Origin of the sequence: Azotobacter beijerinckii, assembly GCF_900110885.1 — a bacterium.
Taxonomy (GTDB): Bacteria; Pseudomonadota; Gammaproteobacteria; order Pseudomonadales; family Pseudomonadaceae; genus Azotobacter; species Azotobacter beijerinckii.
This window is the reverse complement of record NZ_FOFJ01000056.1, coordinates 1-22711: the sequence shown is the minus strand read 5'-3', so window position 1 is coordinate 22711 and position 22711 is coordinate 1. Positions and strand designations below refer to the sequence as shown.

The 22711-nt window shown below is 61.9% G+C and carries 25 protein-coding genes, 1 pseudogene and 1 other annotated feature; of the genes and pseudogenes, 8 read left to right on the top strand and 18 right to left on the bottom strand.

Going from position 1 to position 22711, the window contains the following annotated elements; translation table 11 throughout:
- From BMY22_RS18760 to ssb, 6 genes are all read right to left on the bottom strand, one after another.
- Positions 1-335: lambda-exonuclease family protein (locus tag BMY22_RS18760; RefSeq protein ID WP_208599340.1), on the bottom strand; the 335-nt coding region annotated here is incomplete at its 3' end.
- Positions 322-795, bottom strand: a complete 474-nt coding sequence (locus BMY22_RS18755; RefSeq protein WP_090624594.1) for a hypothetical protein — start codon at positions 793-795, stop codon at positions 322-324. The genes BMY22_RS18755 and BMY22_RS18760, both read right to left, overlap by 14 nt.
- A gap of 143 nt (positions 796-938) precedes the next feature.
- On the bottom strand, positions 939-1223 hold the full coding sequence (locus tag BMY22_RS18750) for a hypothetical protein (protein WP_090624592.1): 285 nt from the start codon (positions 1221-1223) through the stop codon (positions 939-941).
- A gap of 178 nt (positions 1224-1401) precedes the next feature.
- Positions 1402-1581, bottom strand: coding sequence for a hypothetical protein (locus BMY22_RS18745; RefSeq protein WP_089170097.1), 180 nt, complete (start codon positions 1579-1581; stop codon positions 1402-1404).
- Between the two features lie 136 nt (positions 1582-1717).
- Positions 1718-2842: a RecT family recombinase gene (locus tag BMY22_RS18740; RefSeq protein WP_090624591.1), complete on the bottom strand. Its 1125-nt coding sequence runs from the start codon at positions 2840-2842 to the stop codon at positions 1718-1720.
- A gap of 155 nt (positions 2843-2997) precedes the next feature.
- The gene (ssb, locus tag BMY22_RS18735) at positions 2998-3492 is read right to left on the bottom strand and encodes a single-stranded DNA-binding protein (protein WP_090624589.1); all 495 of its coding nucleotides are present in this window, start codon (positions 3490-3492) and stop codon (positions 2998-3000) included.
- Between the two features lie 449 nt (positions 3493-3941).
- Here ssb and BMY22_RS18730 point away from each other — a divergent pair, with 449 nt between their 5' ends.
- The 3 genes from BMY22_RS18730 to BMY22_RS18720 all read left to right on the top strand — a co-directional run bounded on the left by BMY22_RS18730 (position 3942) and on the right by BMY22_RS18720 (position 6456).
- The gene (locus tag BMY22_RS18730) at positions 3942-4640 is read left to right on the top strand and encodes a hypothetical protein (protein WP_090624587.1); all 699 of its coding nucleotides are present in this window, start codon (positions 3942-3944) and stop codon (positions 4638-4640) included.
- Entirely contained in the window at positions 4634-5491 is an 858-nt protein-coding gene (locus BMY22_RS18725; RefSeq protein WP_090624585.1) for a DsbA family protein, read from the top strand. The genes BMY22_RS18730 and BMY22_RS18725 overlap by 7 nt, the downstream gene beginning before the upstream one ends.
- 143 nt (positions 5492-5634) lie before the next feature.
- Positions 5635-6456, top strand: a complete 822-nt coding sequence (locus tag BMY22_RS18720; RefSeq protein ID WP_090624583.1) for a hypothetical protein — start codon at positions 5635-5637, stop codon at positions 6454-6456.
- A 40-nt stretch (positions 6457-6496) separates the two neighbouring features.
- On the opposite strand, the gene traN is transcribed toward BMY22_RS18720, so the two are convergent.
- The 9 genes and pseudogenes from traN to BMY22_RS18675 form a co-directional block, all read right to left on the bottom strand.
- A complete protein-coding gene (traN, locus tag BMY22_RS18715; protein WP_090624581.1) occupies positions 6497-9124 on the bottom strand; it encodes a conjugal transfer mating pair stabilization protein TraN in 2628 nt (875 codons plus the stop codon).
- A gap of 163 nt (positions 9125-9287) precedes the next feature.
- Positions 9288-9485 (bottom strand): hypothetical protein, encoded by a 198-nt coding sequence (locus tag BMY22_RS18710; RefSeq protein ID WP_090624579.1) that lies wholly within the window; start codon positions 9483-9485, stop codon positions 9288-9290.
- 119 nt (positions 9486-9604) lie between these two features.
- Complete coding sequence (locus BMY22_RS24710; protein WP_208599341.1) at positions 9605-9931, bottom strand: hypothetical protein; 327 nt, start codon at positions 9929-9931, stop codon at positions 9605-9607.
- A gap of 110 nt (positions 9932-10041) precedes the next feature.
- Complete coding sequence (locus tag BMY22_RS18700) at positions 10042-10458, bottom strand: hypothetical protein (protein ID WP_090624577.1); 417 nt, start codon at positions 10456-10458, stop codon at positions 10042-10044.
- A gap of 71 nt (positions 10459-10529) precedes the next feature.
- Entirely contained in the window at positions 10530-12419 is a 1890-nt protein-coding gene (locus tag BMY22_RS18695) for a VWA domain-containing protein (protein WP_090624575.1), read from the bottom strand.
- 78 nt (positions 12420-12497) lie between these two features.
- Positions 12498-13688 carry a DUF3150 domain-containing protein gene (locus BMY22_RS18690; RefSeq protein WP_244158918.1) on the bottom strand — a complete coding sequence of 397 codons (1191 nt, stop codon included), beginning with the start codon at positions 13686-13688 and terminating at the stop codon, positions 12498-12500.
- Between the two features lie 46 nt (positions 13689-13734).
- On the bottom strand, positions 13735-14706 hold the full coding sequence (locus BMY22_RS18685; protein WP_090624573.1) for an AAA family ATPase: 972 nt from the start codon (positions 14704-14706) through the stop codon (positions 13735-13737).
- A 93-nt stretch (positions 14707-14799) separates the two neighbouring features.
- Positions 14800-15156, bottom strand: a complete 357-nt coding sequence (locus BMY22_RS18680) for a hypothetical protein (protein ID WP_090624572.1) — start codon at positions 15154-15156, stop codon at positions 14800-14802.
- A 390-nt stretch (positions 15157-15546) separates the two neighbouring features.
- Positions 15547-15779 (bottom strand): annotated as a pseudogene (locus BMY22_RS18675) (IS3 family transposase); the annotation flags it as partial.
- Positions 15604-15723, bottom strand: a sequence feature (AL1L pseudoknot). (Overlaps the previous pseudogene by 120 nt.)
- Before the next feature lie 233 nt (positions 15780-16012).
- On the opposite strand from BMY22_RS18675, the gene BMY22_RS18670 reads away from it, so the two are divergent.
- The 3 genes from BMY22_RS18670 to BMY22_RS18660 all read left to right on the top strand — a co-directional run bounded on the left by BMY22_RS18670 (position 16013) and on the right by BMY22_RS18660 (position 18071).
- Positions 16013-17182: an ATP-binding protein gene (locus BMY22_RS18670; protein WP_090624570.1), complete on the top strand. Its 1170-nt coding sequence runs from the start codon at positions 16013-16015 to the stop codon at positions 17180-17182.
- A 2-nt stretch (positions 17183-17184) separates the two neighbouring features.
- The gene (locus BMY22_RS18665) at positions 17185-17619 is read left to right on the top strand and encodes a GTP pyrophosphokinase (protein WP_090624596.1); all 435 of its coding nucleotides are present in this window, start codon (positions 17185-17187) and stop codon (positions 17617-17619) included.
- A 260-nt stretch (positions 17620-17879) separates the two neighbouring features.
- Positions 17880-18071, top strand: a complete 192-nt coding sequence (locus tag BMY22_RS18660) for a hypothetical protein (RefSeq protein ID WP_090624568.1) — start codon at positions 17880-17882, stop codon at positions 18069-18071.
- 42 nt (positions 18072-18113) lie between these two features.
- On the opposite strand, the gene BMY22_RS18655 is transcribed toward BMY22_RS18660, so the two are convergent.
- Positions 18114-19580 carry a 3'-5' exonuclease gene (locus tag BMY22_RS18655; RefSeq protein WP_090624567.1) on the bottom strand — a complete coding sequence of 489 codons (1467 nt, stop codon included), beginning with the start codon at positions 19578-19580 and terminating at the stop codon, positions 18114-18116.
- Positions 19581-19750: 170 nt separating this feature from the next.
- Positions 19751-20680, bottom strand: a complete 930-nt coding sequence (locus BMY22_RS18650) for a LysR family transcriptional regulator (RefSeq protein ID WP_090624565.1) — start codon at positions 20678-20680, stop codon at positions 19751-19753.
- Positions 20681-20791: 111 nt separating this feature from the next.
- On the opposite strand from BMY22_RS18650, the gene BMY22_RS18645 reads away from it, so the two are divergent.
- Entirely contained in the window at positions 20792-21553 is a 762-nt protein-coding gene (locus BMY22_RS18645) for an SDR family oxidoreductase (RefSeq protein WP_090624563.1), read from the top strand.
- A gap of 31 nt (positions 21554-21584) precedes the next feature.
- Positions 21585-22187 carry an NADPH-dependent F420 reductase gene (locus tag BMY22_RS18640; RefSeq protein ID WP_090624561.1) on the top strand — a complete coding sequence of 201 codons (603 nt, stop codon included), beginning with the start codon at positions 21585-21587 and terminating at the stop codon, positions 22185-22187.
- Between the two features lie 133 nt (positions 22188-22320).
- Here BMY22_RS18640 and BMY22_RS24480 read toward each other — a convergent pair.
- Positions 22321-22711: hypothetical protein (locus BMY22_RS24480; RefSeq protein WP_208599339.1), on the bottom strand; the 391-nt coding region annotated here is incomplete at its 5' end.

The following is a 22711-nucleotide window of genomic DNA, read 5'->3' as shown; positions in this document are numbered from 1 at the left end:
TTGATCTCGACGGGGGCACCCTCACCCAGCAGGCCATCGAAGGAGGCCCGAATGAACGGGTGCTCCTGCGACTCGGCGCAGATCGGCAAGCCCAGCTGGCCGTATTTCTCCTCGAACATCTGCAGGGCCAGCGGCTCGAACTTCTGGCCACGCCTCACCTGCGGAACAACCGACAGGTCGGGCGGGGTCGTCAGTCCGACCAGCTCCTTCCAGAGCTCGAGAGGCGTCTTGTCGAGGTTGTGCCCCATGATGACGGCGCAACTGGTTGCGCTGACACCTTCCTGACGCCATTGCAGCCACTCGGGAGTCCGCTGCTCGAGATCAACGACCTTCATCGTTCACCTCCAGCTCGACGAATCCCAGGCGAGCTTTTTCGTCTGGACTGAGACAGAGGCCACCCGATCGGTACAGGTGACACCGCCTCAGATCCTCCGAGAGCGCCCTTGGCTCCACTCCAGAGGTCTTGTAGAACCCCCTGGCGAAGCGGCTGCCCTTCTTCAGCAGGCCGCCGACCAGCCCGAAGCCGTCGAGCTTGTTCTTGCGGGTCCGGCTGGCCGTGTCGAGCACCGCGGCGAGCCGCCGGTCGATGGGTCCCCGAAGACTCAGGAAATCACGGCCGGCCTGTTCGCCGAGGACCTGCAAGGCGTTGAGCAGTTGCGCATCGGTCGCCTCACGCAGCGTCTCGGTCTTCTCGCGGAAGGCCGAAGGCTTCATGTACGACCTGCCCAGCAACATCGACTCCTGTTCATGCCGCGCCAGGAGGTAGGCCTCTTGGCAGATTTCAAAAGCTTCCATCTCGTTCTCCTTTTCGAGTGCACCGCCCAGGCTCAAAAGCCCAAGCGGTCCCCTCGAGGCGAACGAGTCCCCCAGAGGGGCAGGTTCGCCCCTTGGGGTGTTTTTTCTAGTACCAGTCGTTCGCGGGCCTCAGAGCACGACGCTCATCGCGCCTCAAGTCCGCACCAGTTGAGCAGTTCGGTTCTGTTCAAGCCGGAACTCTCGTAGAAGCCTTCTGCAAACGGCCCCTTGTCGAACAGGCAGACATATCGCTGCCCATCGAGGCGAACCCGGCGTGCCGCTGCACGGGTCAACACCTCGATCACTCGCCGGTCCACAGGCAGAGTGCTGCTGAGCAGCAGGTCGTTGCCCGCCTGTCGTCCCAATGCCTTGAGCGCATCGAACGCGCTCGACGGGTCCTTGATTACGCAAGCCATGCTGGATCGCATATCCGTTCTCCTTTTCGGAATCCCGTCGAGGCGAACGAGCCCCAGGGGGCAGGTTCGCCCCTCGGGGAATTTTTTTTGCTGGAATTCCAGCGCTCAGCCGGTATCAGCGCGCAGTGCCGCTCGCGTACCGGGCATCGATTTCATCTCCGGTCAGTGCCGCAGCGAAGCCTTCAGACGCTCATGTGTCGATGGGCGCATGGTTGTGCCCCTCCTTGAACGCAGACCGCAGTGCCGCAAAAAAGCCGGGATGCTCCTTCTCGGCCATCTTCATCGCTGCCGCGAAGGTTCTGGCCCGACACCGAAACGAAACCCGCTGCCGGGTGCTCATGTCGGTGACGCTCAACAGGTAAGTCCGCATGGTGTGATTCCTTTCTCGTCCCCGAGAAAGGCACACCCCCGGAGAGGGACATGCCCCCTCAGGGTGGGTTTCAAATGGCTGCAGGCCTTACGGCAGCAACAGCAACAGGATGGTCGCGATCAGATCGGCCATGGGTTCACTCTCCTTCGCTCGCCGCCAGGTATTCGCCGGCCTTGAGCTGTTGAAGCGCGTATTGCCGTGCCTCTTCCGGCCACGTGGAGACGTACTCCTTGGCCGCTGCCCAGCAGCCCTGGTCACGGGCACGGCGAACCAGTTCCGCCACCTTCTTCACCACCTTCTCGGGCAGTTCGGCAGGCTTGGGCTCCGGCTCTTTCGCGGGCATCACCTCGCCTTCGACAGCCTGCGGCGCCGGATCGGCGGCAGGTTCGGCAGCAGGCGGATCAGCCCTTTCGGGTTCACGATCGGCTTCCTCCGTCGGTTGAGCGGTGGCAACCGGCTCGCTCGCAGCCTCCTCCTGGTTGGAAGTGGGCAGCGGCTCGACCGGCTCGACCTCATCGTTGGCCCCGATCACCCGCTCGACGACTGCCAGCGGCACGTCGTGCGAAGCGAACCCCTCGCCACCGTTGGTGTTGAGGTACTGGATCAGCTCATCCAGCTTGGGTCCCGTCTGAGGCCAATACTTGCGCGCGATCTTGATGGCGCTCTTTTTCGCCATGGCGGCGAAGAAGTCGACCCAGGGGCCTTTCTTCTTCCGCTTCCACAGCTCGGAAGCCTCGCGCGCCGCGTAGATTTCCTCGGCGGTGACGGCCTCCACATGGACACGCCCATCGGGCAGCAAGGCCTCGACAAAGGCCCCGACGAACTCCCCACGATCGGCCTTCTTGTCGAAGGGGTTGAACGTGTGGGTCGGGCTCTGCCGCTTGCCGCGATAGACGAATTCGTCGTTCGCGTAGACCAGCTCGACGATGCAGTCCTTGATGGCGGCATCGTTCACGGCCGCCTTGATCATGCCCCGATAGGACACGTCCAGGATGACCTGCCCATCGCGAGGCACCAGGTACGCGAAACCCCGAGCGGGATTCAACGTGAGACCGCACGCGGCCACCTGGCTGAATGCATTACGCAGACTCAGCGAGTTGCTGAGCGCCACCTTGCAGAGATAGTCGTTGTTCAGCATCGCCTGCGAGGCATACAAGAGTTCGTTCTTGAAGGCGACATCCGTGTTCGATGACTTCACCAGCTCGACGAACTTGCTCTCTTGTTTTGCAATGATTGCCACTGCAGTTTGAAAATCGCTCATAACCGTTCTCCTTTCAGAATATTCCTTCAGGGCGAACGGCCCCCAAAGGGACAAGTCGCCCCTCAGGGTTTGGATAGTGCCGGGATTGTTTCCGGCATTTGATTTCACAGACTAAAAAGCGGACCTGAACTCATGTCCGCCGTTTTTGAAGTTTCCTAAAAAGGAATGTTGTCATCGAAAGCATCATCGTCAGGTGCCGGCTGGGGAGCCGGAGTCGACTTGTCTGCTCGATTTCCAGATTGACGCGGGCGACTTCCACCTGCGCTTGACCGAGGTTGCGGGGATTGCCCCTCACCTACTTCTCTGCGCCCGCCGAGCAATTGCAGGGTGCCGTTCATGTCGACGACGATCTCGGTGGTATAACGATCCTGACCGTCCTGCCCCTGCCACTTGCAGGTTTGCAGTTTGCCCTCGATATAAACCTGAGCGCCTTTCTTCAAATATTCTCCAGCGATTTCAGCAAGCTTGCCGAAGAACACCACGCGGTGCCATTCGGTGCGTTCCTGTTGCTGGCCAGTTTGCTTGTCTTTCCAGGTATCGGAAGTCGCCAAGGTGATGTTGGTTACCGCATTGCCGTTGGGCAGGAAGCGAGTTTCCGGATCACCGCCGACATTGCCGAGCAGAATGACTTTATTGATACCGCGCGCCATAAGATTCTCCTTTCGGGATAATACGGGGCGGCATTTTCCCCAAGCGGGAGTCTGCGACCCCGATGGGTTGGTTTTTTAAGAGCATTTTTAAGGTGATTTATCAGACGGCACCACCCGTCCGCGTAGCAACTACGCGACTAAATCAGCAGACGCACGTCTACCAATTTAATGGGGGGAATTCTTGACGGCTTTATTCAGCCGATTAAGCCACCAGGGCTTGAAGGGCACTGGCCGGAGTTCCGGTAGGCCTATTTAGCGCCGCATAAGGGCGTGGCTGGAGTCTGCAACAGTCCGACGCCTATTGCAATCGAGCCGCCGCACGCAAATTTGCGGTCGTCCTTCGGCCTGTCCAGAGCACCCAAAATCAAGCCATAAAGTGGCGCGAAATGGCCACACAGACACAGATTGGCTTTTCACAATGGGGCCGAATCCACCCATGAGGACTCCCCATGAAACATCCCAGTTTTCTGCTGGCGCTGACCCTCAGCGCGATCGCCGTCGCCGGCTGCTCCAAGGACAAGAAGCCGGAGGCACTACCCGTTCCCACCGGGCCGAAGTTCGCCGTCAGCGAATACGAGCCCGACCTGCGCGACTACCACACCAGTTGGGGGCACCAGGGCCGTGGCGGAGCGGCCCTGCGCAAACCCGCCTACCAGCACACGGTGAGCCCCCATGACCAGCTCGATACCCGTGCGGGCCGCCTGCACCCGGAGCTGCAAGTCGCCAGTACGACCCCAGTAGCGATGGTCGCGGTCCCGCCCTCCACCTACGCCAGCAACTGCCAGCACGCCGGCAACCCTGTGGCTTACGCCGCTTCCGGCTACGCGGTGAACGCCTCGGCCCGGGAAGAGGTGAACGACTACATCCGCGTGCGCAATAAGCTGTGCCAAGGGCAAATGCGGCTGACCTATGACGAGTGGCTGACCTTGGTCAACGGCACGCCCAAGGACTTGCCGGTGGCCATTCAAGCCCGGCCTCCCGTCCGTGTTCCTGCCCACCCCATACAGCCCATGCCACCCGTCCGCATTTCCGCACAGCCCATACAGCCCTTGCCGCCCACGCGCGCCCAAACACAACAACAGCCACAGCAGGCGTCCAGCGCTTCAACAACCATTTTCGAACGGCTGAGTGAGAATTTCCCATGGTGACTCTGAACACCCCCAAGCTACGCTGCTATGCCAAAAAGGCCCTGTTCACCACCGTCGTAGTGGTGGCCACGCTCGAAGTCGCTCACTACCGAGCGCAGTCCCAGATCGACGAGGCCCTGGCCGAGCGCCTGCCCGAGGCCATGAAGCAGATCCAAGCCGAGCAGGAAGAAGCTGCACTGAAAGCGGACCGCGAAAGCGTTTTGGCGTCATGGGCCGCGGCCCCGGCTCAGCCCGAGGGCCGCCATATCTACGGCAGCCTCAGCGCCCAGTTCACATTCGTCGAGTTCAGCGACCTCGAGTGCCCGTACTGCAAACGCTTCCACGACACCCCGAAAACCCTGGTCGACCAATCCGGCGGCAAGGTGAACTGGGAGTGGTGGCACTACCCGCTGGCCTTCCACAGTCCCGGGGCCATGCTCGGCGCCCAGGCTGCCGAATGTGTCGCGGAGCTGGCCGGCAACCAGGCGTTCTGGGCCTTTACCGGAGAGTGGTTCAAGCGCTCCGAGCTGAACGGCGCCGGGGTGGAAAGTGCGGAGCAGCTGGCGCAACTGGTCGGCGCCCCGGCCGAACCGTTCAAGCAGTGCCTGGCCAGCGAGAAGTACAAGGCCAAGGTCGAGCAGCAGATCGCCAAGGGGACCGAGCTGGGGGTCACCGGAACGCCCGCCACCTTCGTCGTCGACAACATGACCGGCAACCGGGTGCTGGTGCGCGGCGCGCAGACTCCGCAAGTGCTGCTCGAGGCCATGAAGCAGGCGATCGCCATGCGTGACGCGCCTTCCAGCCAGGGCAACCCGCCGGCACCGGCTGAAGCGTCAAGCACGGTCCCCGAAGCCCAGGCCAAGCGTCAGTAGCCGAGTTCAATCCCCCACTGGGGGGCTTTCTTTTCTCAGAATGGTGCCGGCGGTGGCCATGCCCCAGGGGATTTCTTCTCCTGCGCTTGGGAGCAACGCGACAAGCCGGTACCCTTTCCCATGATTTTTAAAGGGAATTTCACATGCTGGAACTGAAAAACATGCACCGTCTACTCTGCACCGCACTGGCCACAGCCCTTCTGGTTGGGTGTGCGAGCAAGGAGCCGCAGGGGCCTCAGGTCACGCTCCAGGACCCGGAGCAGACTCCGCGCGAGAAGTGGTCGGAGGCGATGAAGATTCTGCGCGACGACATGGGCATCAAGGGCATGAAGGACGTGCCGGTCGAGACTGCCCGGCAGTACGGCCTGATCGCCGGGGTGAGCGAGCCGGCCAGAGGCAATGGCGGCTCAATGGGGGATCTGGCGTTCGGGGGGCTTGGGGCGGCCTTGTTCCTGATGCCTACTGGCCAAATCAGAGGCGCATGGCAGGAAGACCAAGTGGCTGTCTGGATATCCGAAAAGGACGCAAAAAATATTGGGGAGGCTACTAAGATAGCGATGGAGACAGTTGATAGTGCGATGAAAAAAGCATTCAGTAAGTCAGCCTCTTACAATATCAAGCCAAGCGCACTAGCGGATAATAGCCCCGGACAATTTGTTGGCTTTAAAAATACTTTCTTCGAGAACCCGGTTCAACCCTCAGAAGAGCTGAAGAGTGCACCAAGTTTTACCAAAAAGGGAAAATATTATGGACCGATCTTTCTGAGCGGATTCAAAATAAAAATAGTCGCAGACGCCTCAAAAAACGATATAAGGCGCGATGAAGCCATGAAGCTGCTAAGCGCCAAACTTCCAAGTTGGTGTGTGATTTACAATAGTGGCCAGCCGAAAGCTGGCCAAGGAATTACCCTATTTCCGCCTTCGATTCTAGTGGCCGGTAAAGAATACAATTTCATTGGAAAATAAGAGCTAAAGTAAGGCCCCGTTTTATAGCGGGGCCTTTTAGTTACTGCAAGATATTTCCTTTGATTTCTTTCTCCGCTTGTGACTTTATCTGATCGACATCGACACCTTCTAGTCGTTTGAGATTTCGATTCAGGCTGTTCTGGCGGGTAGTGCCCTGGAAGACACTCCCCAACGAACTACCGGAGCCGGTAAGATTTTCCAGCGTGGCCGTATCGGGCGTATCGAGACTGCCTGCCTTGTAGAGCATCCCGATCCACTCGGAGAGATCGATCTGCGCCCAGTCGATTTGGTTCAGTTGTTCGACGGTCAGCCCCTCGCACGACGGATGCTTGGCTTTGCCGAAATCCATCCCCAGCTGGGCTCGGCCTTGCTCTTGAATGATACGGCCCACGACCGAACCGAAACAGCAGTAGGCCTCGCGCTTCTCGACGCAGACACCCAATACTTCGGAGGCACAGTAGCTGCCGACATACGAGCACTGGCGCGTTTCTTTCTTGGCATCGAGTTCGAATTCCTTGGGTTCGCAAGCCCAGATGACCTTGATCATCAGATCGGTCATGACATAGGCGGTGTATACCATGCCGGCAAAGTTGACGAATGCCGCTGCCTGGGAAGTCAGTTGCATTCCCCCTGTAGTTGCAGGCTGGAATATTGCATTGGCCGCCTCCGTGGCTCCCATCTCCATCATCACGTTATAGGTTTGCTCCATCAGAAACCCCTGGATTGCACTTACACCGTATTTTCCTGCTACGGTGTCTTCAAAGGATGCGGTTGCTGTACTCAAAATAGAGCTCCATTCACCTTTGATCGTTTTGTAGGCACCGTCGAAGATGGCATTCTGAACTGCATACCAGTAGCCTTGAGTGATGGACTTATTAATTGACAGGGCTTGTACTGCAGAGGCCATCTTCAAAGTAGCCATCGTGAGTCGTACATAGTCGATAATACTGATCCCCTCCGGCGCCTCGCAGCAGTCCACATAACCGCCCAGGGCCTTCTTGCACTCCATGCCTTCGCCCTTGAACACCTTGCAGACATTGGACTCGGAGACATCCGTCCCCTCTCCTCCGCACTCGAGGTCATGCTCGGCGAACTGGGCGGCCTGGAGCATGGCCACGGCATAGGCGAAATCGGTGCTTTTCGTGTTGCTGGTATCGAAGCACTCGCCGCCCATGCAGTTCACGGGGCCGGGGCACTCGTACTTCACGCCCGTGTTGACCAGCGTGGGTACGGAAACGTCATAGCCGCAGTCCCAGACTTCTTCAAAGGCGTAACACTGCCCCGACGGCCCTTGGGCACCCTCGATGCACTTCTGCGAGATGAAGCCGCAGGAGGAGTTCTGTTCGTATTCCCGGCAGGTGTTGAGGTTGCCCCCTTCGTTCTGCGGACACCGCTCCACCCCCTGGGCATCGGTGTAGCAAGCCATCTGCCCCTTGTAGAACGAACACTCGGCACTCACCGTAGCGCGCTTACAGAAGGGATCGATGTCCGGATGCGGCGAGGCCGGCATGTTTCCGGGGCACAAGAGAACGCCGTTCTCGGTGATGCAGCCCTGTGAGTCTTTCTCCGGCATGGAGGTACAGACCATCGACGTGTTGCTGCAGAAGCCGTCGTTGATCATGCCGAAGATCGGCAGGCGGTCCTGCGGCCCCCAGCCCTTGTCGACAACGGCCTTGGCCGGATCGTAGGTGATCTTGATGCGCGCATAGCCCTCGCCTTCGCCGGTGACCGAAGTGCGGGTTTTGAAGGTTATGTATTCACCGCTATTTTTGATGACGCTGGTGACATCGGTGTTGGGGTTCACTTTCCAGCTGGTATTGCGCTCGCACTTGCCCTTCGTTTCCGGCGGGAAGACACCCGGCGTATGCGTCCAGAGCATCTGGTCGTTGAAGTAGATCTGGAAGTAATCGTCGAACGCGGCATATTCAATCACGGCAGACTGGATCGCTTCTTTCGCGACCACCCGAAACCGCGTGTACTCCTCGAAAATCTTGCACTTACCGTTCCAGTAGTTGTCGCCGACCGTACCCACCCACACATACAGGCAACCTTCGCCGCATGATTGATAGTTCGGTTGGCCAGAGTCATATTCGACAATCCCGGCACTGTAGTCGTGGATGAAGTCGACGGTTCCGCCCTGATCGACCAGTCGCTCGCAGGTCCGATACTTGGCGATGTGCGTGTCCCGCGTAGCGTTCTCGAAAACTTCCTGTTTCGAGCAGTCGCTAAAGAATTTATTGAAGGCGTCCATGTAACTGGTGGAACGCACCTCATCGGCCTGGCGAAACATCGGGTCGTTGGACAAGTCCGGTGACACGCGGTTGGCGCTTTGAATCATGGTCCGGTAGGCCTCGCCCTCCTCGGACTGCTCATCCTTGAGGCGTGCGTTGGCTTCGAGCCCCAGCTGGACGGTCGCGGTGTCGTTGCCGAAGACCTGCTCCAACGTGATCGTCGAGGCCTTGCCGCTGTCCGGGAAGATGTCCTGAAGGGTTTTGTGCGGCTGGCTGTCGGGGAAGGCCTGGAGAACCTGCCTGCCGAGTTGCTGGGCCTGTGCCGCGCTGTCCGAAACAGCATCGGCCCAGGCGCTGTGGGACAGCAGGTTCAGGTGCAGGCCGATCAGGCCCACACAGAGCCAGCGGGCCAGGCGGGGGGAACGGAGGGTTTGCATAGGACGGTATCTCGTGAATGGGATACCGCGATGCTAGAAAGCCGGATAGGGGGTTGTGTGGGCTTTTCCGGCGATTTTATGGCTTGATTTGGCCTCTTGAAACGCGAAAAACGAAAGGCCCCGGCTGGAAATCCAGACCGGGGCCTCGGGCTCTATCTGCTGCTCACGCCGACTGCAGGAAGGTGACCTGCGCGTGCGCCGGAATCAGGCCGAATATCACCGCCCACGACTTCACGAATCGTGTGTCGGGCGCGTCGGCGCTGACCGTCCGAGCGACCTGCGGGGGGACCTTGAAGATCCTTCCCGAGTCAATCATCAGCTCGTCGCGTTCGCGGCAGAAGATGGCGTGTACTGCATTCATGGGTCTTTTCTCCTTAGGGTGATCCCCGGAGTCCTCCCACTCGGAAGGACTCGGGTGGATCACCCCAAGGGGTGACCTCAATCAGGCGTCAGGCGCAGCCGGGCTGCGCCTGAACCGATTTATTGGTTTTCGGTCCCGTACTTTTTATCCAGCCAGACTGCAACCCTGTAGCCAATGGCTGCAACGATACAGAGTGTCAGGACAACGCCGGTGACTGCGTATGCAAGAGTCATGTCACTCTCCTTTTTGGGGCCTTTGGGCAGCGCCTGAACGCCCGAGAATATCAAATCTGCTACCAACATTAGCATGCCGGTAACCAGCGTCAGGCTGACCTCCCAAGGCGTGGCTGCCAGACCAATCAGACCGACGAAGGCTGTCGCCAGAAGGCTACAGCCGACACCGATCAGGCAGCTCTGAAACCACTTGATCAGAATTTTCTTGAACATATTTTCTCCTGTCTGAACGACCTGACAGGAGAAATCCCCAACGGGATTATCCCGTCAGGGGTTATGGGCGAAGAAGCAGCCCGGCAGGAAAGTTTCCCGCCGAGGCTGGTTCAACTCGCGTGTTTGCGCATGATCGCCAGGACGCCCTCGCGAACGTCTTCGTGATCGGCCTGCAAGGCCGCGCAGCACACCTTGAAGCTGAAGGGGTGCACTTCGTCCGACATCACCCATTCAACCGCTTCGCGCCGGTGCAACTCGCTCACCTGGGGGTGGACGAGCTGCCTCAGCGTCAGTTTCAGCAGGTACTCCCGCAGCCACTCGACGTACTCATCCGAGAGGTCGTCGTGTACCCGCAGTTGCTCCAGCGCCTCGTCCGACATCTCGAGGATGTCGAGGAACCCCAGCTGGACCGGCTCCTGTCGTGCAGGGGCCGGCTTGCGCACGGGGCGCCGCTCGAACCAGCGGCGCCGAAGGATCACCTCCTCGCCGAACAGATCGAGAGGCAGTACTGCCAATGCCGTTTTCATTTCAGGCCTCCTCAAACCGACGGAGGCCGCCCGGTAGGGGATGGCCCCCTATCGGGTTGGTTGGTGGTGGATCAGGCGACCAGGACTTCGCGTACGAGCTCGAAGAGCGCCTGCTTGAGTCTGGATACCTGGCCCACGGCACGGAACCGCGTGAACGTCCGGCTCAGGAGGTCGGCTGTCGCCCCTCCAAAGCCCAACGCGAGCACTTCGATGCCGCTGTTTTCGCAGCGCTCGACCATTTCCTGGGCCAGCCAGGCACTGTCCGGCTCACCGTCGGTGATGACGAACAGGATCTTGCGCTCGCCCTGGGCCCTGAGCAGTTCGACTGCCGCCGGCCACAAGGCTTCTCCCAAGGGGGTGCAACCCTGGTGCATGGCACCGAAGCCCCCCAGTCTCACCGCCTGTAACAACCGCTCCCTGTGCCCCTTGATGAGGGCGCAGCGAGTGACGGAATCACTTCCCCTTTCGGGAAAGGCGAGCGCCCCGGTCGATACCTGCGGCAGGTTTTCCACGGCCTGCAGCACCGCGTACAGCGCGGCCTCGGCCTCGTCCATCGCCCCACTCATGCTCCCCGACTTGTCGAGGAGAAATTGGATCGCGGCGGACTGGCGCTCGGCCCGGGCCTTGCTCCTGAATACCCGCGTCTCGCCCGCCTTGAGCAAGGCGATCCGTGAGGTATCCAGGCGCTTGCCCTGGCGCTTGAGGCTGACCCGGCAATCGACCTGCGCCTGCAGCAGCCCGTTGAGGCACTGCCGCAGCCCGGAGGACTGCTCGAGACCGAGCTGAACCCGGCGCCCACTGGCCGCATCGCTGCGCAAGCAGGAGCGCCCAGCCAGGGAAAGCAGCCGTCTGGCGCAGGGATCGCGCCTGGCTTTCTGGCTCAGCAGCTCGGCCGCCTTGTCGCCCACCTCGGAGATCAACCCTTGCAGGTCGCCCGCGGTGGCTTGCATGGCCTGCTCGCGCAGGTCGTTCGCCTCCTGGCTGGGGTGATCGCCTGGCTGGCTACCCGAATCACCGGCAGCATCGTCGCCTTCAGCCTCGGCCGGAGTGTCGCCACCCTGGCTGCGACTGGAGCCGCCGTCCTGCCGATCGTCCTGGCCGTCACCGGCCTGATTCCCAGCGGAGTTTTTCTGCTCGGAATCGGGTTGCCCCGCTTCTTCGCCTTGGCTCTGGCTTTCGCTTTCGCCTTCGTCCGAGTCGGCCTCCGACGCCGAAGCGTCATCGCCCTCCTGCGGCTGGTTTTCCGGCTGCTCCTGATCCTGCTGGTCGCCTTGCCCACCTCCCGAGTCGTCTTGCGAGTTCTCCTGAGGGGGCTGCTCCTGCTGCTCGGCGCCACCCTCGTCCTGCTGGTCCTCCTGCGAGGGCAGCAGCGCGATGATGGCATCGGCCAGCGCGAGGACTTCCCGGGTGCTGTCGCACTGCAGGACCTCCCCGACCTTCTGCATGATCCGGGCACTCAACTGAGCGCCCAGCAGCTTTTCTTGCGCCTGGAGCATCACCGTGGCCGGCTGCTCCAGTTCCTGGCCGAGCATCTGCCTGCGGCCCGCCAACAGCAGCGTGTCGTGGACGACATGCAGCGCCGGTTTTTGGGCCACGTCAGCCGGATCGAGCCGGTCGCCGAGAACAGCCTTCGCCAGATGGTTCAGGTCGCCTTCGGTGCCCGGGTACTGATCCATGCTCATCCGCTCGATGCGGATGTCTTCGAGGATGTTCAGCACAGAGAGCCGGAACGGCACCGCCTGCGCCTCGCCGAAGCACTGCATGTCGGTATTGCGGACATGCGAGCACTCGTGAGCGACATACCCGAAGGACAGCTCGGGATCGGTTTCCGTGAAGGGAACGACTACCTTGGTCCCATCCGTATAGGCCTGGGAACCCTCGACCACGACCTTCACGCCGGTCTGCTCGCTCAGGTGCTGGGCGTAGACCGGCAGTGATCCCATCAGGGTTTTCTTTTGCATCGCGATTCTCCTTTCTCAACAGCGGAAAAAGGGAATCCCCCCACGCGGGAGGGGACTCCCGCAGGGGGTTGATGGGCTTTAGAACCAGAAGCCGGCAGCCTGGGGCAGCGGTTCGGGTTCGGTTTCTTCAGCCGGCTTGGCGACTTCCGGCTCCGGCACAGGCTCTGGCGAGACTGCAACGGGGCTTTCGATCACCTCGGCAGGCGCGTGGACGGTTTCGGCCACCACCGGCTCAGGTTCGGATACCGGAGCATCCGGGCTGGCTGGGGCTTCTACCGCTTGTTCGACGGCCTCTACAGCTTCAACGACAGGCTCCTGAGGAGCCGGCGGCTCGACCGGCAGCTGAACCTCCACCGCCGGCGCGACAGCCTCGTCGGAGCCATTGGCGATGTTCAGGTGCTTGATCAGGCGCTTGATCGACTCCTCGGTCGAGAGCGACGAGATCAGCGTCACGACGGCGCCGTACTGCACGCCGTTGACCACGCCCGAGGTGGGCAGCGCCGCGAGGGTCGCCTCGATGTGATCGGACAGGCCTTTCACCTCCGAGGAGAGGAACATCAAGCCTTTCAGCTTGGCGTTCATCTTGCGCACGGTGTTGAGCGTGTTTTGCGTGACATGGCCACGAGTGGCCAGGCCGGTTTCCAGCAGGCGCTCCGCCGTGTCGGCGGTCTCGGCGAAGAGCTGATCGGCCAGGCCGCGGACCTGCCCGCCCAGCGTGCTGGACAGGTGCTTGTCGCCGTCCGGCGCCACACGGCAGGCCGCGTAGCCGAACTGCAGGCCGGCATCGACTTCCGCCTTGGGCGTCGCCGAGGTGCGAATCGCTTCGCGCCATTCCTCCTTCTCCCACGCCTGGTTCACCCAGTCGCCGACCCAGCGGTCATAGTTCGGGAGGAAGTTGCTCTTCAGGTCGTAGAACTGCGTCTTCAGGGCCTCCAGGTGGTCGACGACCTCCTGGATCTTGTCCTGGGAAACGGCATAGCCGCCCAGGAACTTGACCCCGCACTCCTCGACCGCCTTGATCGCCTGCCGCTTGATTTTCTCGAACGGCTTGAGCCGTTCGGGGTCGATGACGCGCATCGAACCCAGCGAAGCCAGATCGGCCGGAGGAATCTTGCCCTCCAGCATTTCGGCCTTCAGTTTTTTCCGAGCTGTCCACAAATGGATGGCGGACAGGTCTACCAGCAGAATCTGATCCAGAATGCGGATCTCGTTCGTTTGGATGGTCATGGGTGATTCTCCTTTCTCGATAGCGAAATCAGGAGGAATCACCCCTGCAGGGGAATAATTCCCCCTGAGGGTTTGGGTAGAAAAATGCTTAGAAGGTGGTATTCCAGTCACCGCCGAAGACGCTCTGGGCGATCTTGGTGATGGCCAGTTTCTGCACCTTGTCGCAACGGTTGAGCAGCGACTCGTTCAATGCATCCTGGATGGGATTCTTGCTGGCACCCAGTTGGGTGTAGCCGCAGGCGATCCGCGCCCAGCGCAGCACGGTCCGGGTGGACAGCGTGACGCTGAGGTAGTGACCGCCCAATCCCTGGTGCTGACTGCGAACCGAGTTCGCGACCTGCACCATCCGCTTCGCCATGTCCTCCGGCAGTTGCGGAAGCGCAGACACGATGGTCTGTACCTCGTGCTCAGCCATCAGATAGGGCACTTCCCAGACCCGGAAGCGATCCAGGGAAGCCAGGTTCTGCTGCATCGTTGCCGTGTAATTGCCGTTGTCGTCACCCTGCCCTGCCGTGTTGCCGCAGGCGACAAACCGGAAGTTCGGGTGTGGCGGCACGACTTCGCCACCGTTCTCGGCGATGACCAGAGGGCGTCCCTCCAGAACCGCATGCAAGCCCACCGTCACCGCCGGATCGAGCGTGTCGTACTCGTCGAGCACGAACACGAAGCCATGGCGCATGGCTCGCGTCAGCGGCCCGTCCACGAACGTCGTGTTCAGGTCGCCACTCACCGGGTCGGTGACCGGCAGGTTGTAGCCGGTCAGCTCCGGCATCTCCATCCGGCTGTGCGCCGAGACGGTGAGGCAGGGCCAGTTCAGGCGGGCCGTCAGTTGCTCGACGAGCGAGGACTTGCCGGAGCCCGTAGGCCCGACGAGCAGAGCGCTATCCCCGCAGGGGGTATAGAGCCAGTTCATCAGCGGCCTCAACAGCTCCTGCCGAAAGAAATAATCCTTCTTGGGAGCCACGTATTGCATGAACTTGTGTCCGGCTTCGAAGGCGGGCGCTTGCGCGCTCGAAGCAAAACCGAACTCGCTCATGCTGACTTTGGCGTTGAATTTCATGATGTTCTCCTTTCTCAAATGCGAAGCCCGAAAAAGGAGAATCCCCACAGGGGAATATCTCCCCCAAGGGCAGTTTTAAAGTGGGTATTTGAATTAAGCGGCGTTGACCAGCGAAATAACGGTCACGCCTTTATCGTTGTTGCTTTTCGTGAAGGTCACCACTGGCTGCATGTTCAAATACAACAGCTCCTTGCACAGCGGCGACAGCATCCAGGGCGGGCAACTCACCAGAACCTGAGTCGAGCCCGTTTTCTTGGCCTCACGCAGGGCAATGGCCGTCAAACGCTCGACGCGCTGATCGATCTGCTCCTGGGTCGGCGGGTCGGGGTAGTACAGAAGACCTCGGATCTCCTGAAACTCCTTCCAATTTGTCAAATCGCAAACACCAAAACGGGCAAGTTCCGGCGTCACTTTGAACTTGGTCAAGTTAATGACGGATTCGGTTTTCATTTCTCGACTCCAATGGCTTGAAGCGAAGAAATCCCCAGACGGGGAATTCCCCGCAGGGTTTGAGTTTTTTTGAATTACCAGTTTTTAGGCTGAAAGTGTCGTCAGCTAGCGACCCGTGCCGAGCACGGACAAACATCGGCGCACACGCGCAGATGAATGATTCTTTGGAGAAAGAGCGACATCGGTTGGATGTACTCTTTTTAGAAATAACGCCCTCATATTAATGAGCGTTATTTGGAAACAACGCCGTGGCGTTGTTCGAAGATTCTTAGGCTGTATAGCGCACAGCTAGCGCACCTATCGGTTCGCTCAAGGATGCCCAATCGGACGATGGCCTGCAAGCCTACGTTGCTCCAAAAGCCGCGGAAGAGGAAGCTGCCGTGCTCCAGTCCTTGCCTGTTGAGGTGCTGGCAGCACTTTCCGGGCTGTATGCTCGTAGTAGGTCGACGGGGCAATCGGCAGCAGCACCTTGCAGATCGGCTCGACCCCGTAGGCCTGGCGGTGATCGTCGATGAAGGCCTTCATCGCTTGAAGCGGCGGTCGAGCTCCGCCTGGGCAAAATACGCCGAGGCCTTGCGCAGGATCTCGTTAGCCTGACGCAGCTCTCGAACCTCACGCTCCAGAACCAAAGGTTGGAGCCTCCGGAAAACCCGGGGCGATTCAACTACCCAGCCTTCTGACCTTTCAGTGGTGCCCGCTTCCCAGCCTGGGTGGCGGGAATTGTCGATCTATCCCCCTGTCTCGCAGTGACCCAGCCCGATAGCTGGGACGATTAGCTCTCACCAAGCGGTGATCTATGCTAAAACTATCCAGCGAAGTATAAACTATAGTTAGTCAGATAATTCAGGATAGTCAGATGAGTCCGTCCCGCCCCATCTTCCACCGTAAGGCCCTAGCCGAGGCTCTTGTGCGAGACTTGGCCGGCGAGTCCTTTGCCGACTACAGCTCGGGCATGTTTCTGGCAGCACCTCGCCGCACTGGCAAGAGCACGTTTCTCGAAAACGACCTCGCACCCGAATGCGAAGCTCGGGGCTGGCTGCCGGTATACGTGGACCTCTGGGAAAACCGAGAGGTCGATCCCGCCGAGCTGATTGCCGGCGCCATTGGTCGCGCCTTGGCAGAGTTCGACAGCGCCGCCCGCAAGGCCGCAAAGAAGGTCGGCATCGAGAAGATTAACCTGCTCCGCACCCTGAGTTGGGATTTCAGCAAGCCGCAACTGCCTCCAGGCACGACACTGGCCAAGGCCCTAGACGTACTGCACCAAGTCTCCGGCCAAATGATAGTCCTGATCGTAGACGAGGCTCAGCACGCGCTGAACAGCGAGAGCGGGATCAACACCATGTTCGCCCTCAAGGCTGCGCGGGATCACCTCAACCGGGGCAACCGCCCCGATGGGCTGCGACTGGTCTTCACCGGGTCGAGCCGGGACAAGCTGGCCAACCTAGTCCTCAAGTCCAAGCAGCCCTTCTATGGCGCTCACATCACACCGTTCCCGCTGCTTGGCCGCGACTTCGTTGAGTTCGTGACCGGCGTGTGGAATACCCGCCTCGCCGCTACCAACCAGTTCAGCACCGACGACATGGATTATGCGTTCGGATTGGTTGGCCGTCGCCCGGAAATGCTCAACGCCCTGCTCACGGAGGTAAGCGTAGGCCTGGGCGAAGCCAGCAATCTCGCGGAGCTGCTGCGCACTGGCGCCCTGAACCACCAAGCCGGGGTCTGGAGCGACTACGAGAGCGCCTACAACGATCTTTCGCCGCTGCAACAGGCGGTGCTTGAGGTGATGGGCGAGCGAGTCATGAGCAAGCAGCCTTTCACGCCATTTTCTGAGCAGACATTCATCGAAGTGAACCGCAAGCTGGAGCTGGCCGGCGCCGAGGCCAACGCCAGCACTCCGAACGTCCAGAAGGCGCTCGATGTGCTGCGCGAGAAAGAGCTTGTCTGGAAGGCCTCTCGGGGTGAATACGCCCTGGAGGATTCGTCCATGGCTGAATGGCTAACGCGGAAGGAGCGCGAGAAGAAATGAATATGCCCTCAGCCCTGATCGAACTCGCTCTGCATCGAGCCCTCAAGGCCTACGGAGGGAAAGTGGATAAGGCGGGCAAACCGTACATCCTGCATCCACTTCGCCTCGCGGCCCGCCTGGATGACCCAATCGCCCAGTGTGTCGCCTTGCTCCACGATGTGATAGAGGACTCCCCTACTACTGCTGACGATTTGCGTAACGATGGATTTCCAGAATCGGTCGTGAGCGCGGTTGTAGTGCTTACCCGCCGCAAGGGCGAGAGCTACGAGGCCTTCATTGACCGCGTTCGTGTCCACCCGCTCGCCAGGAAGATCAAGCTGTTGGACATTGAGGACAACATGAATCTGCTGCGGCTCAACGCGGTGAGCGAGAAAGACCTACAGCGCGTAGCAAAGTACCACCGGGCATGGAAGCACCTGGACTCGTCAGAGGCTTGATCAAGCCTCGGAGCAAACTCAGTTGCACCCAGGACCACGATTTTAAGGAGACTGACATGCCCCAAGCCCCTCGCACGATCAAAGCGGGCGAAGCTGGCCGCGAAGGGCTACGTCACCGATGAAGATGTTTGCCGGTACTTTGCGGAGAATGGTGTGGACGGCTGCGAGCCAAAGGACATTCGCCCCATGATGCTCGACGCCATCACCGAGCGACCGCTTGAGCGCCTGCTGCGTTCGCTTCAATGATCGAGGAAAACACCATGAGCCGACACCTCCAAGTCACTTTCAAGTCCGCAGATGCCAAGGAGGCCTTGAATAAGGCCATTCCGAGCATGGCCACCGGGTTCAACATCAACACTGTCCACGGTGATTTCTCGTTGCATGGCGACGATGCCAAGGCCGTCATGAACTTGGTTGCAGAGCTTGCCCGGCGCCGCGCTCGGGCTCATTGATCGAGGAAAAGGGGGTAGTACTGGGTTTGTCGCGCTTTTCGATCAACGTCCACTCAGAAGTGCGGCGCCTGGCGCAGTCTTTGTCTTGGAATACACCAGCCGGACGATAGCCTGAGCGATCCCGTTGACGACCAGGTGCTGCCTGGCCCGGGTGGTGGCCACGTAGAGCAGGTTCAACTCGTCGACCCGCTGCTCCGGGGAAATTTTCTCGTCGTCGAAGAGGTCCGGGAAATCCTCCTCCAGCACCACGATGTCCCATTCCAGGCCCTTGGCCCGGTGCACCGTGCTGACGGTGATGTCCGCCTCGTCGGGGTCATCCGTGGAATGGCGGCGCAGCGCAGCGATCAAGCGCGGAATATCGTGGTGGTCCTTGAGGAGGCGGACCGTGCGCAGCATTTCCGGATCCTTACTCTGCTCCGCGGCCTCGGCGAAATCGGCGAAGGTCTTGAACTGCGCCAGCAACCGCTGGTTGCGAATCCGGTCGACCTGCTCCTCCCGGAGGTAATGGACATCCTCCAGGTCGGAAAGCTGGTAGGCCTCGATCCCGCCGTTCCAGTACACGGCCTTGCCCTGGCTCACCGCGCCGATAGCGGTCACGATCACGCCGACCACCGTCCGGTTGAGCACGGTGTACTTCTCGCATGCCAATGGCAGGCGTGTCGTCACCCGATCGCGCGGGCCAAACCCCACCAAGGGGCGCGTCTCGCCCTGCAGCGTGAGAATGGCGTTGGCCACGCCGGCGATCATCGGCCCGAAGCGAAACGAGTTGGTCAGGTAGAGGACATTGGCGCCCTTCTCGATCTGCTCGTCGAGAGCGTTCTCGGCACCGCGCCAGCGGTAGATCTGCTGCCACTTGTCGCCGACGAAAATCTTCCGTGCCGATTGCCCGGCCACCAGGGCGGCGGTGACCGGGTTCGAGTCCTGGGCCTCGTCGAACAGGATCACCTCGTAGGGCAGCGTCGGCCGGCTCAACTGGAACAGCTTCAGGTAGGCGTCGTGCTGGCAGGGGAAGGCATGCCGAGGATCGATCATCGCCTCCCACAGCCGCTGGGCCGAGCCGATGGTTCGGTCGATATGGGCGTCCCCGCCGGTGGCGAAGCTTTCCCCGTCGAGTCCGGCGAGCGCATGGGCCAGGCCGATCTCCCGGTCGGCGCTCGAGAGATAGGCGGTGAGCACGGCCAGGGCATCGCGCACGCTGCCCCAGTGGCGGGTCTCGAGCAGGCCCGCGGCGTCGGTCAGGCGGACGTTGCCCAGCTTGTGTTGGTAGTGCTGGCCGAAGCCGGGCCAGGCCAGCTGGTGGGAGGTCTTGCAGGAGACGTTGCTGGGGAACTTGGCCGCGCCCTCGTCGCGGATGGCGCGGTTGTAGGCCAGGTACAGCATGCGCAGGTGGCGGTGCTGCTCGGCATAGGCCACCAGGGTGGTGGTCTTGCCGCAGCCGGCATAGGCCTTCACCACCAGGTGGTGGCCCTCGTACTGGATGATGGGGAGTTGTTCTGCTGTCGACTTCATCGGAGCGCTCCATGTTCTGCGATGTGAGGCCAACGATGGTGGCAAGCCTCGCGAGCGCTGTGTGGCCATTTCCGGCCAGTTTCTGGCTTGAATTCGGGGGCGGCTCGCAGCCCTGCCCCCGCTACGGCTTCAAGTACCGTACTGGGCGTGGCTCTTGGCCCAGCGGATGTTTATCCGAGGCTTCCGGCAAACCGTTCGGCCAGGCGCTCGCGCTGGAACGCCTCGACGACGAAGTCGATGAAGGCGCGGGTCTTGGCCGGCATGAGGGTGCGGCTCGCGTAGTAGATCGAGATCGCGCCGGCGTCGGCGTACCAGCGGGGCAGCAGCCTCACCAGTTCGCCCCGCTCGATCCACGGCAGCACGTCCGGCACGGCGAGCAGCGTGACGCCGAGGCCGAGCAGCGCCGCCTCGCGTAGGGCGGCGGGGTCGTTGAGGGTGAGCGTCTCGGCGAGCCTGGCCGGCATCTCGGCCCCGGCGGCGTCGCGCAGCGTCCACTGGCGTACCCGGCCGGTACGGCTGGAGCGCATGACGAGGCCGGCGAATCCGGCCAGGCCGGCCGGGTCCGCCGGCGGCGTGCGTCCGGCCAGGTAGGCCGGCGAGGCGACCGCGACGACATGGGCGGGGGCGAGCGTGCGCGACACCACGGCCGGGGCGAGTTCGAAACCGCCGCCGATCGCCGCGTCGTAGCCTTCGGCGATCAGGTCCACCGGGCGGTTCTCGAAATGCCAGTCCGGGCGGATCAGCGGATGGCGCGCGAGAAAGCCCGGCAGCAGCGGCAGGACATGGGTGATGCCGAAGGTCGGCGGCATGCTGACCTTGAGCACGCCGGCCGGCTCGTCCCGTTCCGTCGCCAGCGTGGCGATCGCCGCCTGCAGCGCGTCGAGATTGCCGCCGATGGCTTCCAGGAAGCGCTCGCCGGCCTCGGTCAGGGTGAGCTTGCGCGTCGAGCGCTGGAACAGCCGCACGCCGAGGTTCCGCTCCAGCATGCCGACGTTGCGGCTGACCGCCGCCGGCGTCAGGGCGAGGCGGCGCGCGGCGGCGGAGAAGCTGCCGGTCTCCGCGCTGCGGACGAAGGATTCGAGGTTGGCGAGGGTTTCCATGGGCAGACTTTACATGGTTGCTTGAAAATGATTCAAGCCATTACCGGCTAATCAAGAAGTAATGACTGGGCCACCATTCACTCCATCGACAACGACCCCGGAGTGAATCCCATGACCACCTCTCCCACCGGCACTACTCCCCTGACCGGCAAGACCGCCCTCGTCACTGGCGGCTCGCGCTCGATCGGCGCGGCCATCGCCAGGCGCCTGGCCGCCGACGGCGCGGCGGTCGCCCTTACCTACAGCGCCTCTCCGGAGAAGGCCGCCGAGGTCGTCCGGGCCATCGAGGCCGCCGGCGGCCGTGCGCGCGCCATCGCCGCCGACGCGGGCGATCCGGCTGCCGTGCGCGCCGCCATCGCCGCGACCGTCGAAGCCTTCGGCGGCCTCGACATCCTGGTCAACAACGCCGGCCTGGGCCTCGGCGGGGCGATCGAGGACATCGCCTTCGAGACCTACGAGCGGATGATCGCGGTCAACGTCACCGGTGTGTTCGTCGCCACCCAGGAGGCCGTGCGCCACATGCAGGCCGGCGGGCGCATCGTCCATATCGGCTCGTCGATGACGCGCTACGCGGCCTTTCCGACCGCCTCGCTGTACACCCTGACCAAGGGTGCGGTCGCCGGCTTCAACCGCAGCCTGGTGCGCGACCTGGGGCCGCGCGGCATCACGGTCAACACCGTGCATCCCGGTCCGACCGACACCGACATGAACCCCGACGGCGGCCCGGTCAGCCGGATCGTCGGCCCCGGCATCGCCCTCGGCCGCTACGGCCAGCCGGACGAGATCGCCAGCGTCGTCGCCTTCCTCGCCGGCCCGCAAGCGGCCTTCGTCACCGGCGCCGAGATCGTCGCCGACGGCGGCTTCACCGCCTGATCCAGCCCATCCCGACTACAGGAGCAGCAGCATGAACAGCATCGGTATCCTCGGCGCCGGCGCCATCGGTTCGGCATTCGCCCGGGCGCTCGCCCGGCAGGGCATCCCCGCCGTCATCGCCAACAGCCGCGGCCCGGAGTCGCTGCAGGATCTGGTCCGCGAGATCGGCCCCTCGATCAGGGCCGGAACCCGCGAAGAGGCGGCGGCGCAGGACATCGTCCTGGTCGCGGTCAACTGGTCGAAGCTGCCGGCGGCGCTCGCCGGCCTGCCGGACTTCGGCGGACGCATCGTGATCGACGCCAACAACCCGATCGAGGCGCCGCTGTTCAGGCCGGTCGAACTGCACGGCCGCGCCTCCAGCGAGGTCTTCGCCGAGCTCGTGCCGGGCGCCCGCGTGGTCAAGGCCTTCAACCACCTTCAACCGCAGCTGGTCTCCGGCGCGCCGGGAGCGGAGGGCGGCCGGCGGGTGCTGTTCCTCTCCGGCGACGACGCCCGCGCCAGGGCGGCGGTGGGCGCGCTGATCGAGCAACTGGGCTTCTTCGCCATCGATCTCGGCCCGCTCGCCATCGGCGCCCGCCTGGTGCAGTTCCCCGGCGGCCCGCTGCCAGCACTCAATCTGGTCAGGTTTGGCTGACAGGCCGGAGGAGACACCATCCGGAGACGCAGTTCGAGCAGTTGGCAGCCTCACATTGTCAGCTCACATCCGTCCTATCCCTCCCGCGAAGTGGCTGAAGAGCGAGCCATATGAGTCACTGCCCAGTACGGCTTCAAGTACCGTACTGGGCATGGCTCTTGGCGCGGCGGATGTTGTAGCCCTTGATCCAGCTACTCATCTCCGGCGTCAGCGGCTTGGACTGCAGGGAGCTGCTGCGCCAGGCGCGATCCGGCGGCTCCTTGAGGAAGGCCTGGTAGGCGTAGTAGGCCCAGCCCTCCTTCTTGCCCTTGGCGCGGGCATAGCCCAGCAGCTCCCGGTAGATGTCCTGCTTGCAGGTCGGCTCGAGCACCTGGCGCCGATCCTCGAGCTTGGCGAGTTTGCCCGGCGCCACGGCCACGCCATCGGGCAGCAGGATCTCGTGGGCGCATTTCGGGCAGCGCAGACCGCTGAACACGAAGCCGCAGTGCGGACAGGCCTTGGTCTTTTGCTCGTGGTCCTGCTTG